17 protein-coding genes are annotated in these 20322 nt (G+C 37.9%); 11 read left to right on the top strand and 6 right to left on the bottom strand.

The features are described from left to right. Positions 1-107: 107 nt before the first annotated feature. Positions 108-1391, bottom strand: coding sequence for a sodium:proton antiporter (locus H5088_RS07380; RefSeq protein ID WP_024597348.1), 1284 nt, complete (start codon positions 1389-1391; stop codon positions 108-110). A 648-nt stretch (positions 1392-2039) separates the two neighbouring features. Between H5088_RS07380 and H5088_RS07375 the strand changes: the two genes are divergently transcribed. The 5 genes from H5088_RS07375 (at position 2040) to H5088_RS07355 (ending at position 9310) form a co-directional block, all read left to right on the top strand. Then, positions 2040-4226 carry a M4 family metallopeptidase gene (locus H5088_RS07375; protein ID WP_182752573.1) on the top strand — a complete coding sequence of 729 codons (2187 nt, stop codon included), beginning with the start codon at positions 2040-2042 and terminating at the stop codon, positions 4224-4226. Positions 4227-4315: 89 nt separating this feature from the next. After that, positions 4316-6178, top strand: a complete 1863-nt coding sequence (locus H5088_RS07370; RefSeq protein ID WP_182752572.1) for a M28 family metallopeptidase — start codon at positions 4316-4318, stop codon at positions 6176-6178. Between the two features lie 106 nt (positions 6179-6284). Continuing rightward, complete coding sequence (locus tag H5088_RS07365) at positions 6285-8201, top strand: ATP-dependent DNA helicase (protein WP_182752571.1); 1917 nt, start codon at positions 6285-6287, stop codon at positions 8199-8201. A gap of 9 nt (positions 8202-8210) precedes the next feature. Further along, the gene (tsaB, locus tag H5088_RS07360) at positions 8211-8912 is read left to right on the top strand and encodes a tRNA (adenosine(37)-N6)-threonylcarbamoyltransferase complex dimerization subunit type 1 TsaB (RefSeq protein ID WP_024595264.1); all 702 of its coding nucleotides are present in this window, start codon (positions 8211-8213) and stop codon (positions 8910-8912) included. A 68-nt stretch (positions 8913-8980) separates the two neighbouring features. Beyond that, the gene (locus H5088_RS07355) at positions 8981-9310 is read left to right on the top strand and encodes a hypothetical protein (protein ID WP_182752570.1); all 330 of its coding nucleotides are present in this window, start codon (positions 8981-8983) and stop codon (positions 9308-9310) included. A 95-nt stretch (positions 9311-9405) separates the two neighbouring features. Here H5088_RS07355 and H5088_RS07350 read toward each other — a convergent pair whose 3' ends face one another. After that, on the bottom strand, positions 9406-10695 hold the full coding sequence (locus H5088_RS07350; protein WP_182692913.1) for an alkaline phosphatase: 1290 nt from the start codon (positions 10693-10695) through the stop codon (positions 9406-9408). 414 nt (positions 10696-11109) lie between these two features. On the opposite strand from H5088_RS07350, the gene H5088_RS07345 reads away from it, so the two are divergent. The 3 genes from H5088_RS07345 (at position 11110) to rnd (ending at position 14911) form a co-directional block, all read left to right on the top strand. Further along, positions 11110-11961, top strand: coding sequence for an alpha/beta hydrolase (locus tag H5088_RS07345; protein WP_182752569.1), 852 nt, complete (start codon positions 11110-11112; stop codon positions 11959-11961). Positions 11962-12076: 115 nt separating this feature from the next. Beyond that, positions 12077-13729, top strand: a complete 1653-nt coding sequence (gene fadD / locus H5088_RS07340) for a long-chain-fatty-acid--CoA ligase FadD (protein WP_182752568.1) — start codon at positions 12077-12079, stop codon at positions 13727-13729. A gap of 51 nt (positions 13730-13780) precedes the next feature. Further along, entirely contained in the window at positions 13781-14911 is a 1131-nt protein-coding gene (rnd, locus tag H5088_RS07335) for a ribonuclease D (protein WP_182752567.1), read from the top strand. A 323-nt stretch (positions 14912-15234) separates the two neighbouring features. On the opposite strand, the gene minE is transcribed toward rnd, so the two are convergent. The 3 genes from minE to minC are packed head-to-tail and all read right to left on the bottom strand — an operon-like array spanning position 15235 to position 17019. Then, on the bottom strand, positions 15235-15498 hold the full coding sequence (gene minE, locus H5088_RS07330) for a cell division topological specificity factor MinE (protein WP_004334706.1): 264 nt from the start codon (positions 15496-15498) through the stop codon (positions 15235-15237). Position 15499: 1 nt separating this feature from the next. Continuing rightward, positions 15500-16309, bottom strand: coding sequence for a septum site-determining protein MinD (gene minD / locus H5088_RS07325; RefSeq protein ID WP_004334708.1), 810 nt, complete (start codon positions 16307-16309; stop codon positions 15500-15502). Positions 16310-16314: 5 nt separating this feature from the next. Then, positions 16315-17019, bottom strand: coding sequence for a septum site-determining protein MinC (gene minC, locus H5088_RS07320; protein ID WP_024596847.1), 705 nt, complete (start codon positions 17017-17019; stop codon positions 16315-16317). A 155-nt stretch (positions 17020-17174) separates the two neighbouring features. Here minC and H5088_RS07315 point away from each other — a divergent pair, with 155 nt between their 5' ends. Then, positions 17175-17462 carry a YcgL domain-containing protein gene (locus H5088_RS07315; RefSeq protein WP_004334712.1) on the top strand — a complete coding sequence of 96 codons (288 nt, stop codon included), beginning with the start codon at positions 17175-17177 and terminating at the stop codon, positions 17460-17462. Continuing rightward, a complete protein-coding gene (locus tag H5088_RS07310; protein ID WP_004334714.1) occupies positions 17455-18471 on the top strand; it encodes a lytic transglycosylase domain-containing protein in 1017 nt (338 codons plus the stop codon). The genes H5088_RS07315 and H5088_RS07310 overlap by 8 nt, the downstream gene beginning before the upstream one ends. 40 nt (positions 18472-18511) lie before the next feature. Here H5088_RS07310 and H5088_RS07305 read toward each other — a convergent pair whose 3' ends face one another. Then, positions 18512-19057, bottom strand: coding sequence for a GbsR/MarR family transcriptional regulator (locus H5088_RS07305; RefSeq protein ID WP_024596846.1), 546 nt, complete (start codon positions 19055-19057; stop codon positions 18512-18514). Positions 19058-19262: 205 nt separating this feature from the next. Here H5088_RS07305 and adhP point away from each other — a divergent pair, with 205 nt between their 5' ends. Further along, positions 19263-20273 (top strand): alcohol dehydrogenase AdhP, encoded by a 1011-nt coding sequence (gene adhP / locus H5088_RS07300; protein WP_182752566.1) that lies wholly within the window; start codon positions 19263-19265, stop codon positions 20271-20273. Positions 20274-20322 lie beyond the last annotated feature (49 nt).

The following is a 20322-nucleotide window of genomic DNA, read 5'->3' as shown; positions in this document are numbered from 1 at the left end:
ATAACAATTTATAGAACTTTAAAGTGTTTTTGTAACACGTGAGTAACAGTAACCAAGTGATTTATATAATAACTTGGTTACTGAGTTGATTGCTCACAAAGCATTTATTACTTTGCTTGCTCAGCTGATTTAATACTGCTTTGAATAAGCGGCGAAATAGTTAAGCCTTGTACAATAATAGAAAATATAACCACAACGTAGGTAACAATAACGATTAGGTTATGTAGGTCAGAGCCGCCTACAAAAACTTGCTCGCGTGGAATTGCTGCTGCCATTGCCAGTGCAAGACCACCGCGTAGCCCACCCCAGGTTAAAATTTTAACACTGTGTTTATCGTAACTTCTAAAGCGTTTAAAGATAACAAAGGGTGCGCCTACGCTAATAAAGCGTGCTAGTAATACTGCAGGTACCATTAGTAAGCCTAAGCCAATTTCACCAAGCGTGATTGGCATCGTCACTATTAGCATACCTATTATTAAAAACAGTAGGGCATTTAAAAAGCTATCGGTTGCATGCCAAAAATCTTTTACGTAACGAGTGTCTTCAGGCCCCGTGCGCTCAGTTGCTTTAGTACGAGTAATGTTACCCATCAATATGCCGCTCGTAACCATGGCAAGTGCGCCTGATATTTCCCAAATATTTGCAGCAGCAAAACCTGCGGTAGGAATAGTTAAGGTTATCAATAAGCGAATGTTTACATCGCGGCTGTTAATAATTAAAAAGTGGCCAACCAAAGCGATAACCAAACCAAACGCAATGCCGCCTAGGGCGTCTACAAAAAAGAGTTCTGCTATATCGCCAAATTGTGCATCGGTGCCATAAAAAGCAACCGAAAAAATGGTCGTAAATATTACTAAACCAATACCGTCGTTAAATAGCGACTCACCTTCTACTTGAACTGAGATTCCTTCTGGCGCTCGCATTTGTTTAATAATTGCAAGTACGGCAATAGGGTCGGTTGGGCTAATAAGCGCGCCAAATAATAAACAGTATATAAACGGTACATCAAAGCCAAATAAGGCAAATAGATAAAAACTTAAATAACCGACTATAAAAGTGGAAGCAATAGTAGAAAATAGCACTAGTGCGGTTATTTCCCAGCGCTGTTTACGAAGCGCCATAAGGTTAATTTCCAATGCGCCAGCATAAAGTAAAAATCCGAGCATACCTTTGAGTAATAACTCGTTAAAGTTAATACTGGAAACAATTTGGGTCATGGCTAACGCATTTTGATCGCCTAATAATTTAACGGCAATAATCAATAATAAAGAAATAACAACTGAGCCTGTAGTAATGGCAATTGTAGTTTGCATTTTGAGGATATATTGGTTTGCAAAAGCAATAAAAATTGCAATGGCAGAGAGAAAACAAATGAGATACCAAGCATTCATTGGCTAACCTTACTATTTTTTAACGACAAACGAAAAAGGGGAGTATAAACGCGGCATATGTTACTCCTGTGCTTTATCTGTGTCACAGTCTTTATGGTTTGATTAGCTATATTTATTATGTCCTGTAGGACATTTAGTTAATTTATAATTTCTATTGTTACGTTTTGTAATGCACTTTTTAATACTAGGTTACTTGGTGCAGGTAGTTGACTAAACCAATATAAAACATTGCTCTAAATAGTCCTTTTCTATTGTTGAAAGCGCGCCTTCTAATACGTACTTAAATGTTTTTAACTGCGTTAATTACCACTCTCAGTTAATCAAAAAATAAAACTCTATTTTTTGTTTTTACAAGCCATTTTTTAAACTTCTTCAATTTTTTCTAATCCTTTTTTAAATACTGGCTAATGTAATTTTAAGTAAATATATGTTTACAAAATGTAAAATAGAGGTTTTGATTACTTGTCACTAAATCAGTAACTCACTGTAATAGAATAGTTTAAATTTTAAACTAATACTTTACGTGTAAATTAAATGTTTAATTTTTAAATCTTCAATTTGTAACATATGCTTGATCCTTAATCGGGTACAGATGGTTCCGGTTAATACAATTCCACTACAAACTAAATATTTTAACGGAGCGTAAACGTGAATTTATCAAAAATCACATTAGCAACTTTTGCTGCTTTAACTTTTGTTCAAGCAACAGATGCAGTAGCTGCGAATAAGAAATACCTAAATCAACAACAGGCTATAAATACTATGGTGCAATCAAACTCTGCATCAATATTATCTACAAGTCCTCAAGAATTGATTGGGTTGAGTGTAAGGAACGAATTAGTTGTATTAAAAGAGTTTACAAGCAATAACGGGGAGGTGACTCGCCGGTATCAACAAACCTACCAGGGGTTACCCGTGATAGGGGATACACTAAGCTTAACATTTAAAAACGGCATGCTAAAAAAAGCGCACGGCGCGGCAGTGTATGACATTGAAGGTGATATAAGCGATGTTAGTGCTAAATTATCAGCTAAACAGGCGATGCTCCAAAGCCAAAATGTGGGTATTGCAGCAAAAACAATTGGCTTAAAAAAACATAATGAAAAATCAAGATTGGCTATTTGGGTCGATCAGCAAAGCAAAGCGCACTTGGTTTATGAGGTGTCGTATGTCACCTATGGTAAATCGCCTTCTAGACCCTATCAGATTATTGATGCTAACTCTGGCGAAGTGCTACTTAGCTTTGACAATCTTCAGCATGCAGATGCTACAGGTCCAGGTGGAAATTTAAAAACAGGAAAATACATATATGGTACTGACTTTGATAGTTTAGATGTTACCCAGTCAGGCAATAACTGTACGATGAACAACACAAACGTGCGCACCATAAACCTCAACGGTGGTACTAGTGGTACGTCTGCATATTCTTTTACTTGTCCTGAAAATACATTTAAAGAAATAAATGGTGCTTATTCTCCTCTCAATGATGCGCATTATTTTGGAAATGTAATTTTTAATATGTATAACGATTGGATCGGTACGCCACCACTTACGTTTCAATTAAAAATGCGAGTTCACTACAGTAGTAACTATGAAAATGCATTTTGGGATGGCAGCGCCATGACCTTTGGTGATGGCCAAAATACGTTTTATCCGCTTGTTAGTCTAGACGTGTCTGCTCATGAGGTAAGCCATGGATTTACTGAACAAAACTCTGGCTTAGTGTACAACGGAAAATCAGGCGGTTTAAATGAAGCCTTTTCTGATATGGCGGGTGAAGCGGCCGAATTTTATATGAAAGGCACTAATGATTGGCTTGTCGGCCAAGACATATTTAAAGGCAATGGTGCGCTTCGCTACATGAATAATCCAACGCAAGATGGTAATTCAATAGATAACCAATCAAGTTATTATTCTGGGATGGATGTGCACCATAGCTCTGGTGTATTTAATAAAGCTTTTTATAATTTGGCTACCACACCCGGTTGGGATACAAAAAAAGCATTTATTGTAATGACTAGAGCTAATCAGCTTTATTGGAGCGCAAGTACAAATTGGGATTTAGCCGGTAATGGCGTAATGGATGCAGCTTGTGATTTAAACTATGACCCAAGTGATGTACAAGCAGCGCTAAGTGCTGTGGGAGTAAACTCTAATTTAAGTTCAGGTAGCACGTGTAGCTCAACACCTCCTCCAACTAACGATGAAGCTTTAACTAATGGCGTAACTCGTACTGGTATAAGTGGCTCAGCTAAAGAGCAGTTGTTTTTTACGCTAGAGGTTCCTGCTGGAGCAAGTAATTTAGTGTTTAATACAAATGGTGGATCAGGCGATGCAGATTTATACGTACGATTTGGAAGCAAACCGACACTTAGCACTTATGATTGCAACAGTACAACTTCTACAAGTACTGAAAGCTGCTCTATAGGTAGTGCTCAAGCGGGTACATACTACGTTATGGTAGAGGCATGGAATGCTATTTCAGGCGTTTCATTAACAGGTAGTTATGACGGGTCTACTGGCGGAGGTGTTTCGCCAATTAACCGTACAGAAAGCAACGTGAGTGTTGCTTCAGGTGGTTGGACACGCTTTACGCAAAATTTAGATGCAGGGTATTCTTCACTCGATATTTCAATGGCCGGTGGTTCTGGTGATGCTGATTTATATGTAAATTTTGGTTCAGCATCTAGTACTAGCTCTTATGAGTGCCGCCCATATAAAAATGGAAACGTTGAAACGTGTACGATAGAAAATCCTCAAGCAGGTACATGGTATATAGACTTACAAGGTTATAGCGCGGCAAGCGGTATAACATTAAGTATTTCAGCCAATTAAGTTAATTTCTAGGGAGCATTCGCTCCCTTTTTTATTTTTCAAAACTCCCTCGTCTCAAATGCATTACTCGACTTAAAAGGTATCAATTAATGAAACACGCGATAAAAATTATGCTATTTAGTGCTAGTACTTTATTACTTACCCAACCCTCATACGCACAAGATACTGAAAGTGTTTGGGTAACGATAGATCCCGTTGCAGCCAAACATTATAAACAGGTTCAAAACTCGCTTAAACCAAATGATGAATTATTGAGTATACAAGATACAACATTACAAACAGTGAATTTGTTAAAAATAAGGCCTGCAAATATTGCTCATTTAAGTGAGTTTATGCATGATAATTATCATCGCTGTGGAGGGTTTGTTGCTCATGATTCGTTAATCGAGGCTAATGAATACACTCAGCAGTTAGCTTCTGTTCAAAATCAAAATCTAAGTGCGTTAGCTGCTACATATAGCATTAACAATCCGCAAACAACTCAGCAATTAATAAATAGTATTAGTCCAAATAATTTGACGAACACAGTTAATTCGATGAGTAGCTTTTATAATCGCTATTACACGGCTCAAACTGGGGTAGAAGCCTCACAATGGCTAAAAGATTACTGGCAACAGTTAGCAGCTACACGTAATGATATAAATGTTGATTACTTTACTCATAGCTGGGCGCAGTCGTCGGTCATTGTTACTATTGCAGGAGATGAAGAGGCTGATGAAATTGTCATTATTGGTGGGCATTTAGACTCAATTAATCAATCAAATCCAAGCAACGGTCGCTCACCAGGGGCTGATGATAATGCATCGGGGATTGCTGTATTATCTGAAGTGTTAAGATCGATTGTTGAAAATGATTATAAACCGCAAAAAACAATTCATATAATGGCTTTTGCTGCAGAGGAAGTTGGTTTAAGAGGTTCAAAAGATATTGCTTCATCTTATAAATCACAAGGAAAAAATGTGATCGGCATGGTGCAATTTGATATGACTGGAAACAATGGCAGTAGCGAAGATATTGTAATGATGACTGATTACACTACAAATGCTCAAAACCAATTTTTAGGTCAGTTAATTGATACCTACTTACCTAGCATTACCTATGGTTTTGACCAATGTGGGTATGGGTGTTCTGATCATGCATCATGGTATCAACAAGGCTTTGCAGCATCAATGCCATTTGAATCTAGGATGGCTGATATTAATCCGTTAATTCATACACAGAATGACGCTAATTCTGATGCTGACCACGCTAGTAAATTTGCAAAACTTGCTGTGAGTTATTTAGCTGAAATGGCAAAAAATGCTGGTGATATAATGCCACCAGCTAATAATGAGTTACAAAATGGTGTTGCAGTTTCTGGCCTTGCAGGTGATGCTAAAGCGCAGCTTATCTATACGCTACAGGTACCTAATAATGCAAGTAACTTAAACTTTACTACCTCAGGGGGCAGTGGTGATGCAGACCTATATGTTAAATTTAATACAGCGCCTACATTAGAAAATTTTGATTGTAAAAGTACAACATCATCGAGCAATGAACGTTGTGATATTGCGAGTGCCCAAAACGGTATTTATTACGTTATGGTAGAAGCATGGAACGCTATTGCTAATATTTCTCTTATTGCCAATTATAATGAAACAACAGCGATTGAACCTATTAATCGAACAGAAACTGATATTAGTGTTGCTACGGGAGATTGGGGGCGGTTTACACAAGACTTAGTAGCAGGGTATTCCTCTTTAAATATAACTATGGCTGGTGGCTCAGGCGATGCCGATTTATATATGAATTTTGCCAGTCAATCAACTGAATCTGTATATCAATGTCGACCGTATAAAAATGGTAATGCTGAAACGTGTAGTATTACCAACCCACAAGCGGGTAAGTGGTATATTGACTTAAAGGGGTACAGCGCAGCTAGTGGAATAACCTTAACTATAAATGCGCAATAATAACTAATGGGAGCTCTGCTCCCTTATTTATATACTCAAACCGATTACTTAATTACTTGCCCTTGATGTTTAGCTTACGTAAAATCCCGCTATTATTTATTGTAAAGTGATTGGTATTATCAAACAGCTGTTTAGTGCAACCGGGCCTTTAGCGTTATCTTTAGATGGGTATACGCCTCGCCAACCTCAAATTGATATGGCAGTAGCTGTTGCGGATGCATTAAAAAACAGTTCGCAATTAGTTGTTGAAGCAGGCACGGGTACGGGTAAAACATTTGCATATTTAGCCCCTGCACTTAAGTCAAAAGGGCGCACGATAATATCAACAGGTTCTAAAGCTCTACAAGAGCAGCTTTATCACCGCGATTTACCGCAACTAGTTAAAGCTTTAAGTGCTTCAAAAAAAACCGCCTTATTAAAAGGGCGCGCCAATTACCTATGCACCTACCGACTTAATCAACATGTTGCACATGTACCTACTGACGACTCCGACGTAATGCATCAACTAGCTATGGTAGCTAAGTTTGCAAGCGAAACACAATCGGGCGATTTGGCTGATTGTATAGGTATAGAAGATGATGCCAAAGTACTGCCTTATGTAAATTCAACAGCCGATAATTGTTTAGGTAAAGAGTGTCCAGATTTTCAAAGCTGTTATATACGCAAAGCACGTTTAACTGCGGCCGATGCCGATGTGGTTGTAATTAATCACCATTTGTTTTTTGCTGATATGGCTGTAAAAGAAAGTGGCTTTGCTGAACTTATGCCAAAAGCAGATGCTTACATATTTGATGAAGCCCATCAGTTAAGCGAAATTGCCAGCGATTACTTTGGTGAAAGTGTTAGCACTAAAAAGTTGGTAGATTTAATTAATGATTTACGTGCTATTTATAGAGCTGAAATTCCCGATATGCTGCAACTTGGTAAAAGCTTAAACAAGCTTGAGACAAGCGTTGCTGATTTACGTTTACAATTTGGTGTTGATGGCAGCCGTGGCGATTGGCGAGAAAAACTAAGCGATAAACAAATTTGCGCGGCGCTCCATCGTGTGATCAGTGATTTAGATTTTGTTTATCAAGTACTCAAGCTTTGCCTAGATAGAAGCGACAAAATTGAGCATCCATTTGAACGTGCACTTGCGTTTAAAGGGCAGTTAGAGCGGGTTTTTGATACAGCCCAAACCGGCTTTAGTTATTGGTATGAAACAACGCGCCGTTATTTAACAATTAATATAACGCCATTGAATGTATCAGCTAAGTTTGCTCAAATGATGCAAGACACGGGCTCAGGATTTGTATTCACTTCTGCAACACTTTCGGTTGATAACAAACTAGAGCATTTTAATGCAAGCCTAGGTTTGAAACCAAAACAAAGTATGATGGTAGATAGCCCATTTGATTACCCTAATCAGGCGCTGCTGTGTTTACCTCGCTACTTACCCGAATCGCACGCTGATAATATGCCACATGCAATTGTAAAACTAACGCTTGAGCTTATAAAATCAGCACAAGGGCGTTGTTTTGTGCTATTTACTAGCTATCGAATGATGCACTTAGTGGCCGAAGGGCTAACTACACAAATAGACTACCCAGTTTATATGCAGGGGCAAATGTCTAAGCGTATAATTTTAGAGAAATTTACCCGCCATGGTAATGCGGTATTACTCGGCACGGCTTCTTTTTGGGAAGGCGTTGATGTACGCGGCAGTACATTAAGTTGTGTTATTATAGACAAATTGCCATTTGCAGCCCCTGACGATCCATTGCTACAAGCTAAAATGCAAGATTGCCAAATGCAGGGAAAAGACCCTTTTTCACACATACAATTACCGCAGGCTGTAATTGCGCTAAAGCAAGGTGTAGGGCGTTTAATTCGAGATAGTAAAGACAAAGGCGTACTTGTAATATGTGATAATCGCTTAGTTACACGCCAATATGGCCAAGTATTTTTGAAAAGCTTACCACCGATGCGCCGCACACGAAGCTTAGAAGATGCCAATACATTTTTAAAACAAATTAATTAGAGTACTAAAATGATCAAAAGTAATATCCTTGCCCTTGATGCTTCAACTGAAGCACTTTCAATTGTTTTACATTACCAGGGCCAAACGTTTCATCATTTTGAAGAGTGTCCGCAGCAGCACAGCCAAAAAATACTTCCACTTGTGGATGAACTGTTAACTAAAGCAAACTGTAAATTAAAAGATTTAGACGTAATCGGTTTTGGCCAGGGGCCAGGTAGTTTCACCGGTGTACGTATTAGTGTTGCTATAGCGCAAGGCTTAGCGTATTCAACTAATTTGCCGCTTGTTGGTGTGTCTACACTGGCTACTATGGCTCAACAAACGTTTGAACAAAAAGGCAGCCTGAGTGTTTATCCAAGTATAGATGCGCGTATGGGGGAGATATACTTTGCACATTACCAAGCGCAAAATAATCTAATGCTTTTAGTTAACCAAGAATGCGTTATAAAACCTGATTTACTAAATAATGACTATATAGCGACCACTGAGCCATCTGTAGCTGTGGGCACGGGCTTTAAAACCTATCCTGATGCGCTAAATGACTTTGAAAACGTGACAATTAATACTGATATTACATTGCCTGATGCGCGTTATATGTTAGCGCATGTTGAAGCCGCGTTTTTAGCGGGTGACGTTGTAAAAGCGAGTGACGCTCAACCTAAATATGTGCGAGATACGGTAACGTGGAAAAAGCTACCAGGGCGTGACTAATCATATTATTTGCAAATTGGTTGTTTTTAAATCATAATTTTATACAATATTAAGGTTGGAGACGCGTAATGACGCTGCCTATTGGTTCAGGTTTTTTTACCGGGGATATTCCGGGTAGGGTTAGCCCTACTAAAGTTGTTACTAATAAACCACAGAGTTTATTAGACCATCCGGCTGCTCAAAAAACGAATACCGATTATGTAAAAAGCAGTGTCGAGGGCGTCGAACTTGCTAATCAGCTGTTTAAAAGCAGTGCTAAAAGCAATGAATACAGCCAAACAATTTACGACCAACCGACAGCTCAAGTAAGTAAAGCGATTTCTACTTATACTGAATTTGCTAATTTAGAACGCAGAGCCGAAGTACAAAATTTAATAGGTGTTGATATATACGCTTAAAGCTTAATTGAGCGTTTTAGATAAATACAGCGATAAAATTCAATAAAAAGCCCGAACATGTGTTCGGGCATTTTGTGTTCAAAACGAGGTGAAATTTACTGCTCAATAAAGCCAATCAGCTTATCTGCAATATCAGTATTATTTTGTGAACCAATAAATTGCTCACTGCCTTTGCCATAGGCAAATACTTGAACGTCTACAGCGGTGTGTCCGCCAGTTGTCCAGCCAGTAAAGCTTGCATCACTAATAATACTTTTAACAGCTAAATTAAGCGCTTTTTCTCCCATTTTTTTAGCTTGCTCAAGTTTGATTTGGTTTTCAGTTGTAAATTCAATATTGGTGTTAGCAGTCCATACTGGTTTTAAGTCTTTAGACTCCATAAGTTTGTCTGTTAACTTACTAGCCGTTGCCTTAACACCTTTAATTACGTCTGTTTCCCATTTAAATTGGCCGTGCGAACCAATAGTTAAGCCGCCCGTTGAGTGATCGGCTGTAACTACAAGTATAGTGTCTTTATTTTTATCAACGTACGCTTTTGCTTTTTCGATTGATTTAGCAAAGTCGTCCATTTCAGCCATCGCACACGCTATATCGTTAGAGTGACCACACCAATCAATTTGGCTGCCCTCAATCATCACAAAAAAGCCTTCTTCATTCTGGTTATCTAGTAAACCAAGCGCTTTAGATGTTAACTGAGTAAGGCGAGTTGGGTTCATATCAAGGGCAAATGGCAAGCCTTTGCTTGCATACAAACCTATGGCAGGTATTTGTGTAATTTGTCCCAGATTATTAATATCGTCACCGTATTGGTAACCTGCCGCTTTAAATTCTTCAACTAAATTACGGTCGTCACGAATAAAATATTTAGTACCGCCACCTAGCATTAAATCAACAGGTAATTTACCAGCAATCTTATTATCAATATAATCGTTGGCAATATCATCGTAGTTGTAACGAGATTCATTGTGAGCTGTAAAGCTAGCAGGTGTTGCATGGTTTATTTGTGAAGTTGCTACAAGCGCTGTTGTCATACCGCGCTCTTTTGCCATTTCAAGCATGGTTTTAACTGGCTTTTTATCTGTATCTACAGCAACTGCACCATTATAACTTTTATGGCCGCTACTAAGCGCTGTAGCACCCGCAGCGCTGTCTGTTACATAAGTATGGTCATCAGGGTAGGTGTGAGCCATGCCTTTTAAAATAGTGTCAAAAACCGTGCCTTCTACTTCTTTTGTTGCAGGGTCATCTTTAAAATAGCGATAAGCCGTGGTGTAAGCCGGACCCATGCCGTCACCAATCATATAAATTACATTTTTAGGTGCTGATTCTGCGTAAGCACCAGAAGCGGTGCATAAAAGTGCCAATAAGCTGATCTGTTTTTTCATGGTTGTACCTTATGAGTGTACCTTATTTAATAGCCGCTGATATTGTATACAGATAGGATGATAAATAAATGAATATCTGAGATATTTATAATTTATACTTTGATTTTATATACATAAAATTATAGTTAACGCTGTTAGTTCTATTTATTTAAATTATACTAGTTATAAGTTAAGTATATACAATGCCGCCATTTTTAAATTGTTCAAAATACATACAGAGTAAGCTTATTAAAAACGGTTAGTTTGTTGTTTTTAGTTTAAGTTATTAATAATGTTATGTTTAATTATTATGCTTTGCTTCTTTTTTCATCACGAAGATAATTAAATCGTGAATTTGGCACCATTTTCTAAGTTAGTGGTCTGACAACTTGTATGCTATAAATAATGATGCTCTAAATTAATAAAGGACTTGCCGTGCAGCCATTTAATATTGAAACCAATAACTTGAATATTCATGGCTTAAAAGTAGGTTCTGGGGATGAAATAGTAATAGCGTTGCATGGTTGGTTAGATAACTGCCACAGTTTTATACCAATGTTAAGTAAAGCTAAGCCAAAGCACACTTGGTACTGTATTGATTTTGTCGGGCATGGTTTATCATCTTGGCGAAGTGATGATGCACATTATTATTTTGTTGATTATATTGATGATGTGTACCAACTTATTAATGCGCTTGGTGTTAAAAAAGTGCATTTAGTTGGGCATTCGATGGGAGCCATGGTTGCAGGGCTTTTTGCTAGTTGCTTTGGTAATTATGTAAAATCTGTTACCTTTATTGAGGGGATTGGGTGTGTTACAACTCCCAGCGAAGGCGTATGTGAACAGCTAAAAAGTGCAGTATTAAATAGAGCGCGTTTAAAAAATAAGAAGCAGAAAGTTTATAAATCGAAAGAGCTTATTTATGAAGCACGTGCTCAAACAACCGATTTGAATAGTGAGCTTATTGCTCTTTTAATGCAGCGAAATATAAAATCGGTTTTAGATGGTTATACATTAACAACTGATCCAAAGCTTAAAAATCACTCAGGTTTTAGGTTTAATGAGGCGCAATGTATTGGTGCAATAAAAGATTTAATTGCACCGTGTCAATTAATTTTAGGTAACGAAGGTTATTCGTTTGTAAAACAAAATCTGGCAAAGTATATTAGTTATTACAATAGCTTAAAGGTAATTAATGTAGATGGTGGGCACCACTGTCATATGCAAAGTAGTGAACTATGTTTTAAGCATATTCAAGACTTTATGCTGCAAAATGGTGCATGTTAATTGTAAGTTTACGTAAAATGTGGGATTATTCCTCCATTAGAGTATTTGCTCAATTGTTAAAGCGCCTTACTTAGATTAAGGTTAATAAAAATATAATTATAAACAGGGGCTAAGAGTGGAAAAAATCTGGCTTAAGCGCTACCCAGAGGGTATGCCTGAAACAATCGATCCTGAGCATTACAACTCGTTACTCGAAGTGTTCGAAAAAAGTTTTACTGACTACACCGATTTACCTGCATTTACTAATATGGGTAAAACGCTGTCTTATAGCGAAATAGATACAGCAACAAAAAAAGTTGCTTCCTACATTCAAAATGATTTAGGTCTTAAAAAAGGCGACAAAGTTGCCGTAATGATGCCTAACTTACTACAAACACCAGTAACCATTTTAGGTATTTTACGTGCAGGTTGTGTGGTTGTAAATGTTAACCCACTTTACACTGTGCGTGAATTAGAGCATCAGCTAAAGGATTCTGACACTACCGCTATTTTCATTTTAGCAAACTTTGCTGACACACTTGAAAAGTCACTTGCACACACTGATGTTAAACACATTGTAGTAACGCAAGTAGGCGACATGGTTGGTGGGCTTAAAAAGCACATAGTTAACTTTGTTGTGAAGCACATTAAAAAAATGGTGCCAAAGTTCAACTTACCAAACACAATTAACTTTTCAGACGTTTTAGCTGCAGACGAAACTAAATATACACGTCCTAAAATGAGCTTGTCAGATCTTGCTTTTTTACAGTACACCGGTGGTACAACAGGTGTATCAAAAGGGGCAATGCTGAGCCATGGCAATATGGTTGGTAACCTTGAGCAAGTTTCAGGCTGTTTAGACAAAGTGTTAAATCGTGGTACAGAAGTTGTTGTTACCGCTTTACCGCTTTATCATATATTTGCTTTAACAGCTAACTGCCTGACGTTTATGAAGTACGGTGGTTTAAATATATTAATCACAAATCCACGAGATATGCCTGGGTTCGTTAAAGAGCTGGGTCAGCATAAATTCACTGCTATTACTGGTGTTAATACGTTATTTAACGGTTTATTAAACACACCAGGTTTTGCTGAGCTTGATTTCAGTCATTTAAAAATGTCACTTGGTGGCGGTATGGCCGTGCAACGTCCTGTTGCTGAAAAATGGCAAAAAGTGACTGGCTCAAAATTAATGGAAGGCTATGGCCTTACAGAATGTTCTCCATTAGTAACTATTAGTCCTTATGATTTAGAAGCATATAATGGCTCTATTGGTTTGCCTGCGCCTAATACTGAGATTAAGCTAATACTTGATAACGGTGAAGAAGCCGCTAAAGGTGAACCAGGTGAAATGTGTGTGAAAGGCCCGCAGGTTATGGTGGGCTATTACAAGCGACCAGATGCAACAGTTGAATGTTTAAAAGATGGCTGGTTTGCAACAGGTGATATTGCAACTTATGACGATGAAGGTTTCTTCTTTATTGTAGATCGCAAAAAAGACATGATCATTGTATCTGGCTTTAATGTTTTCCCTAATGAGATAGAAGAGGTAGTGGCTATGCACGAAGGTGTGCTTGAAGTTGCTGCTATTGGTATTCCTCACGATGTAAGTGGCGAACAAGTTAAAGTTTTTGTTGTTAAAAAAGACCCTTCTTTAACTGAAAAAGATATAATAAGTCACTGTCGTGATAATTTAACTAATTACAAGGTCCCAAAACTGGTAGAGTTTAGGGATGAGTTACCTAAAACTAACGTAGGTAAAATACTCCGAAGAGCCTTGAAAGATTAGCAACCTATAAAAAAGCCGACATATGTCGGCTTTTTTATTGTAGGAGATTAAGTGCAATACCAATTGATCGAAACCCAAAATCAACTGAACACTTTTGTTGAACAAATAAAAAATAAGCCTATTTTAGCTATTGATACTGAGTTCATGCGTCGTCGCACTTTGTATCCAGAAGTTGCACTTATCCAAGTTTTTGATGGTGAGCATTTAGCGCTTATCGATCCGTTAGCTGAGCTCTCATTATTCGATTTTTGGGAAATACTAAAAGATCCTAGTGTTTTAAAAGTACTGCATTCTCCTTCTGAAGATATTGAGGTTTTTCAAAAATACGCAGGCTTTGTTCCATCCCCACTTTTTGATACACAATTTGCGTTGCAGTTACTTGGGGAAGGTAACTGTATGGGCTTTGCCCTTATGGTAAAAGAGTTGCAAGGTATTGAAATAGATAAAAGTGAGTCACGCACTAACTGGCTGCAACGTCCGTTAACTAAAAAACAGTTAGATTATGCTGCTGCAGATACTTTTTACTTATTGCCGTGTTTTGAGCTGATTATAGAGCGTATTAATGCCGCTGGGTTCTTTGACATTGTAATAAACGAGAGTGAGCTGATTGCAAAAAAACGTGCATTTCAAACACCAGACGAGCTTTTATATAAAGATATTAAAAATGCATGGCAACTCAAACCGCACGAACTCGCGGTTTTAAAAGAACTTGCTGTATGGCGTAGAAACAAAGCCATTAAGAAGAATTTAGCGCTAAATTTTGTGTTAAAAGAACATAACATGACTGAAATTGCCAAACGTGGTCCTTCAAGTTTAAACGCTCTACGTCAAATTCCAGGAGTTGAAGCAATTGAAGTTAATCGCTCTGGTGTAGATATAATAAAGTGTATTGAAGTTGCCAAAGCGGTTCCTGATGCTCAGCATCCTGATGTACTTAAGCGCTTAATTGATTTTCCTACCTATAAAAAAGTAGCCAAAGATATTAAACAAAAGATCACTAAAGTCGCTAAAGAGCACAATATACCAGAAGACGTTATGGCCTCTAAAAAGCAAATTAATCAATTGATTAGTTGGAATTGGAAGTTAACTAATGAGCAAAAACAAAGTCATATAAAACCTGATTTATTAAGCTCTTGGCGTTATACCTATGTTAAAGACGCTTTAAAAGAATGGGATACTTAAGACTAGATATTTTTTTACTGTGTAATACATATACCAATCCGCAATAATACTTAATCATTTTGCGGCGCTAAACGTGTCGTTACCTGTGTTAAAAAAATCTCATTTAGAACAACTAAATAGCGATTTTTTTGCCTAGCTATCAACACGTTTTTCCATCCTCAAAATAGATCACTTAATTAAGCGAATTGGTATTATCTATAATTTTTGTGTTACATAGTAGAAAAGTTTTAGTTGCATGCAAGGGATTAAAACGTAGATATTTAGAAAGTTATTACAAAGTAAATGAAAATAAAGAGGGCGCTTATAAAGCGCCCTTTCTTCAATTACTTCTTTTCTTCATCAGGTAGTGTAACGTTTAGCTCAAGTACGGCTAAATCGTCTTCGTTTTGATCAAACTGAACCTGAACTGCATCGGTACTTACGTTCACGTATTTACGGATCACATCTAAAATATCTTGTTTTAATTGTGGTAAGTAATCCGGCGTTCCTCGTTGAGAACGCTCGTGCGCGACAATGATCTGCAATCGCTCTTTTGCTAGTGACGCACTGTTTTTCTTTTCTGAGCGGAAGTAGTCAAGTAAAGACACGTTAACCTCCAAAAATCCGTTTAAATAAGCCTTTTTTCTCAACGTCTAAGAAGCGAAAATCGACGGTTTCACCTAGTAAGCGGTTAATTGCATCAGAATAAGCTTGGCCTGCATCAGATTCTGTATCCAATATAACAGGTTGGCCTGAGTTTGAAGCACTTAATACCGCTTGCGATTCAGGAATAACCCCTAATAATGGGATTGACAGAATATCTTGCACATCTTCTACCGATAGCATTTCACCTTTTTCAACACGACCAGGGTTATAGCGTGTTAATAGTAAGTGTTCTTTAATATTTTCTAGGCCTTCTTCAGCACGTTTTGATTTGCTGTGTAAAATACCTAAAATACGATCTGAATCTCGAACTGACGACACCTCTGGGTTTGTTGTAACAATTGCTTCATCAGCAAAGTACATCGCCATCATAGCGCCAGCTTCAATACCTGCTGGTGAATCACATACTATGTAATCAAAGTCTTCTTTTAGTTCATTTAGTACGCGTTCAACACCTTCACGTGTTAAAGCATCTTTATCACGAGTTTGTGAAGCAGGTAGTAAAAATAATTTATCTACACGTTTATCTTTAATAAGCGCTTGGTTAAGGTTTGCCTCACCATTAATTACATTTACAAAGTCATAAACAACGCGGCGTTCACAACCCATAATTAAATCTAAGTTACGTAAACCAATATCAAAGTCGATAATAACTGTTTTATAGCCTTTTAACGCTAAGCCTGTGCCAATTGCAGCACTTGATGTTGTTTTACCAACACCGCCTTTACCTGAGGTAACGACAATTACTTTTGCCATGAGATTTATCCTTTAACCAAAGCTGAAATTTCTAATGATTCGTCTTTTTGTTGTATTTGCACTGCATTTCCCCAATGTTCACCTTGTAGCGAATCACTGATCCAGTAATTACCATCTATTGAAACCAGCTCGGCTTCAAGTTTTTGGCAAAAAATGTGTGCTTCTTTAAAACCTTTTGCGCCTGCAATAGCGCGACCGCGTAGGGTGCCATAAATATGCACATTCCCATCGGCAATGACTTCCGCACCATGACTAACTGCGCCAAGTACTATCAAATCTCTATCTTTTGCATAAACTTGTTGTCCAGAGCGAACTGTACCGCTGATAATTTGCGCTGGTAAATGCACCGTTTTTTCTACAATCGATGTATTGGGCTCTTGTTTAACAGGTTCGCTCTTAACGTCTTGTGAATAATTTAAAACAGATAAGCCAGCAGCCTTTGCTTGAGTATGTTGCTCATCTGAGCCATTACACACACCAACCGCATTAAAACTCATTCGCTCGATTAATGATTTTAAGTGAACAAAATCAAGTGAACTGTTTTTAATTTCTATTAAATTAACGACAATAGGCGCACCCTCAAAAAACTTAGGGGCCTGGGCTATTTTTACATACAGTTGTTCTGCTAAAAGGTTTATATCAGTACTATAAAGATGCAAAACTGATAACGTAAAAAGATTCCCTTTTAACTCAAAAATTTGGTCCGACATACACGCTCAATTGATTTGTCTGATTAGAAATTAATTTTAGATAAACGTAGGCTGAATAGGGCCTTTATTGAAATTTCTAATCTAATTTTTCTAACTTATTATTACTCTCATGTTATAGTGTGCGGCATTGTTAAGCAAGAATTTATAGGGCCATAATGCTCACTGCAGTATATAAAAGTAAGAAAAAAGCGGATACGTTCTTATTTGTTGAAAAAAGAGATGATTTTAGTAAAGTTCCGGAACCTTTGATGGCTATGTTTGGTCAACCTGTTTATGTGATGATCATCAATTTAGCAAAACGTGAGCATTTAGGTGGGGCAGATTTAGAAACTGTAAAAGCAGCGTTATCAAATCCTGATAAAGGCTACTACTTACAAATTCCACCACCTGAGCAAAATTTGCTAAGCCAATTACGAAAAGACAATGGAGTTGATAGTGATTAAAAAACTTATCGTTATATTATGTGGTGTATGTTTAAGCTCACCTGTTATGGCAAAAACTCAGGCTGAATTTCAAGATTATTTAGCGAATTTAAAGCAAGAAGCTATCGCAAAAGGTTACGAAGCCAAACTTATTGACGATGCGTTTGCAACAGCAACGTATAAAGAAAAAGTGGTTTCGGCTGACAAAAACCAGCCAGAAGTAAAAGAAACCCTTGAAACGTATTTACCAAAACGTGTACCACAATGGAAGATTGACCGCGCACGTAAGCTTTACGCAGAAAACAAAGAGGTACTTGAAAAAGTAGCGAAAGAGTTTGGCGTACAAGCACGCTTTATAGTCGCGCTTTGGGGGCTTGAAAGTAACTTTGGTACAATTCAAGGCGGTCATAACGTTATTTCATCATTAGTGACACTTGCTTTTGATGGACGCCGAGAAGCACTTTATAAGCGCCAACTTTGGGCTGCACTGGATATTTTAAAGTCGGGCCACATAACGCTTGATAAATTTAAAGGCTCTTGGGCAGGCGCAATGGGGCAAACGCAATTTATGCCTACCTCTTTTAATGCTTACGCGGTTGATTACAATAATGATGGTCGCAAAGATATTTGGACTACAAAAGAAGATGCTTTTGCCTCAATTGCTAATTACCTAAAGCAAGAAGGCTGGAATGACTCTCTTACGTGGGGTCGCCAAGTTCAGTTACCTGAAAACTTTGATAGTAAATACGTTTTAGTGCGTGGTACAAAAACTCGCAAGCAGTGGTTAGAATATTGGAACGACTCAGAGCGCTCATTAGCTGATTGGCAAGCACTGGGTGTTCGTAAAGCTGATGGTTCTGATTTACCTAATGTAGACGTACGTGCTGCGCTGGTTATGCCTGATGATATAAATGGACGTATGTACTTAGCGTACGATAACTACAAAGTGTTTATGCATTGGAATCGCTCGTATTACTTTGCTACTAGTGTAGGTTACTTGTCGGATAGAATTGGTTATCCAAAAATCTAATTTTTAAAATATACCTATAAATAAAGCCGCAATTGCGGCTTTATTCTTTTTTGAATATCTTTTCTTTTAGGTCAATAACTTTACCAATTCCAGAACCTAGCTTCATTAGCTTATTAAGTTGCTCTGGCGTTAAACGCTGTAGTTCTGATGACCATTTAGTGACGGTTTCAAGTAGGTTGTGAATCTCACCCATTTGTTTTTGTGCGTAAAGTTCATCGTCGTTACTGGCTTCGTCTAATAAGTTATCGCGTAGTAGTGTTAAGGTGGGCTCAATTTCACGTTTTTTACGTTCTTCAAATACGCGATTTGCCATATCCCAAATATCGCCAGCAGGGGCGTAGTACTCTTTACGATCGCCAGGAATATGCTGTACTTTAATTAACTGCCACGATTGCAGCTCTTTAATGCCCATACTTACATTACCGCGAGAAATACTAAGCGCATCTGCAATCTCATTAGCTGTCATTGGGTTTTTAGTAATAATCAGCAAACCACACATTTGTCCGATCGTACGATTGAATCCCCATCGGCTGCCCATCTCACCACAATGCATTACAAAGGCAAAATTCTTTTCGGATAAACTCATAGCTTAGTAACTTTCAGTAATTTCAGAAAGTAAATGCTAGCACGCTCATTATGGATAGCAAGTTCTTAGCAGGCTTATAAGTTAATTTAAATGACTAAAATATGATTTAGATTAATATTTATACATCTATATTAGGATATGTTGTACACAACAATACATAAATAAATCCTTATCTTTAATTTTCTTCACATACGATGGAATGACTATGAAAGCTGCAATTAATACTCAATACAAAGGTAAATTAGAAATAACAGACTTACCAATTCCTGAGGTGGGAATAAACGATGTTTTAGTAAAAATAGCGGCCTGTGGCGTTTGCCATACCGATTTACATGCCTGTCATGGGGATTGGCCAGTAAAACCAAAAATGCCATTAGTACCAGGGCACGAAGGTGTCGGTGTTATCGAAAAAGTCGGAAGCAACATTAAGCACTTAGAAGTTGGCGATAGAGTCGGTATTCCTTGGCTCTATAGTGCATGTGGGCACTGTGAGTTTTGCCTAGATGGTAAAGAAACACTGTGTTTATCGCAGCACAATACTGGCTATTCTATTGACGGTAGTTATGCAGAATATTGTTTAGCGCATGGCGACTACGTTGTAAAAATACCAGAAGAACTCGGTTTTTCTGAGGCTGCTCCATTATTTTGTGCAGGTGTTACAACCTATAAAGCATTAAAAGTATCCGGTGCTAAACCAGGACAGTGGGTTGCTATTGTTGGTGTGGGCGGGCTTGGTCATTTAGCAGTACAGTACGCTAAAGCAATGGGTTTTAATGTAATAGCTGTTGATACAGGTAAAGAAAAACTCGCGCTTGCTAAAGAGCTAGGCGCAGATATCACCCTCGATTTTAAAGAGGTGGTTCCAAGCGAAGCTATTTTTGAACAAGTAGGTGGCGCGCATGGTGTTGTGTGTACTGCGGTGTCTAAAGCGGGGTTTGAACAAGCCTATAAAAGTGTACGCCGTGGCGGTAAATGCGTATTCGTGGGATTACCTCCAGAGGATATGCCACTTCCTATTTTTGATACTGTCCTTAATGGCATTTCAGTAGTGGGCTCTATTGTTGGTACGCGTAAAGATTTGCAAGAATGCTTGGAATTTGCAGCGCAAGGTAAAGTAAAAGCGATTATTGAAGAAAAACGCTTAGAGGACATTAACGAAATTTTTGATGATATGCTCAAAGGTGAAATTAACGGTCGCATAGTGGTTACTATTTAATTTAGATTAAGCGTTTATAAAACACAAAAAAGCACGGCTTCTAAATTAG

Source organism: Pseudoalteromonas sp. SR43-3, from assembly GCF_014163875.1.
Classification (GTDB): Bacteria; Pseudomonadota; Gammaproteobacteria; order Enterobacterales; family Alteromonadaceae; genus Pseudoalteromonas; species Pseudoalteromonas distincta.
The sequence above is the reverse complement of the archived record's forward strand: the minus strand, read 5'-3'. Positions and strand labels throughout refer to the sequence as shown.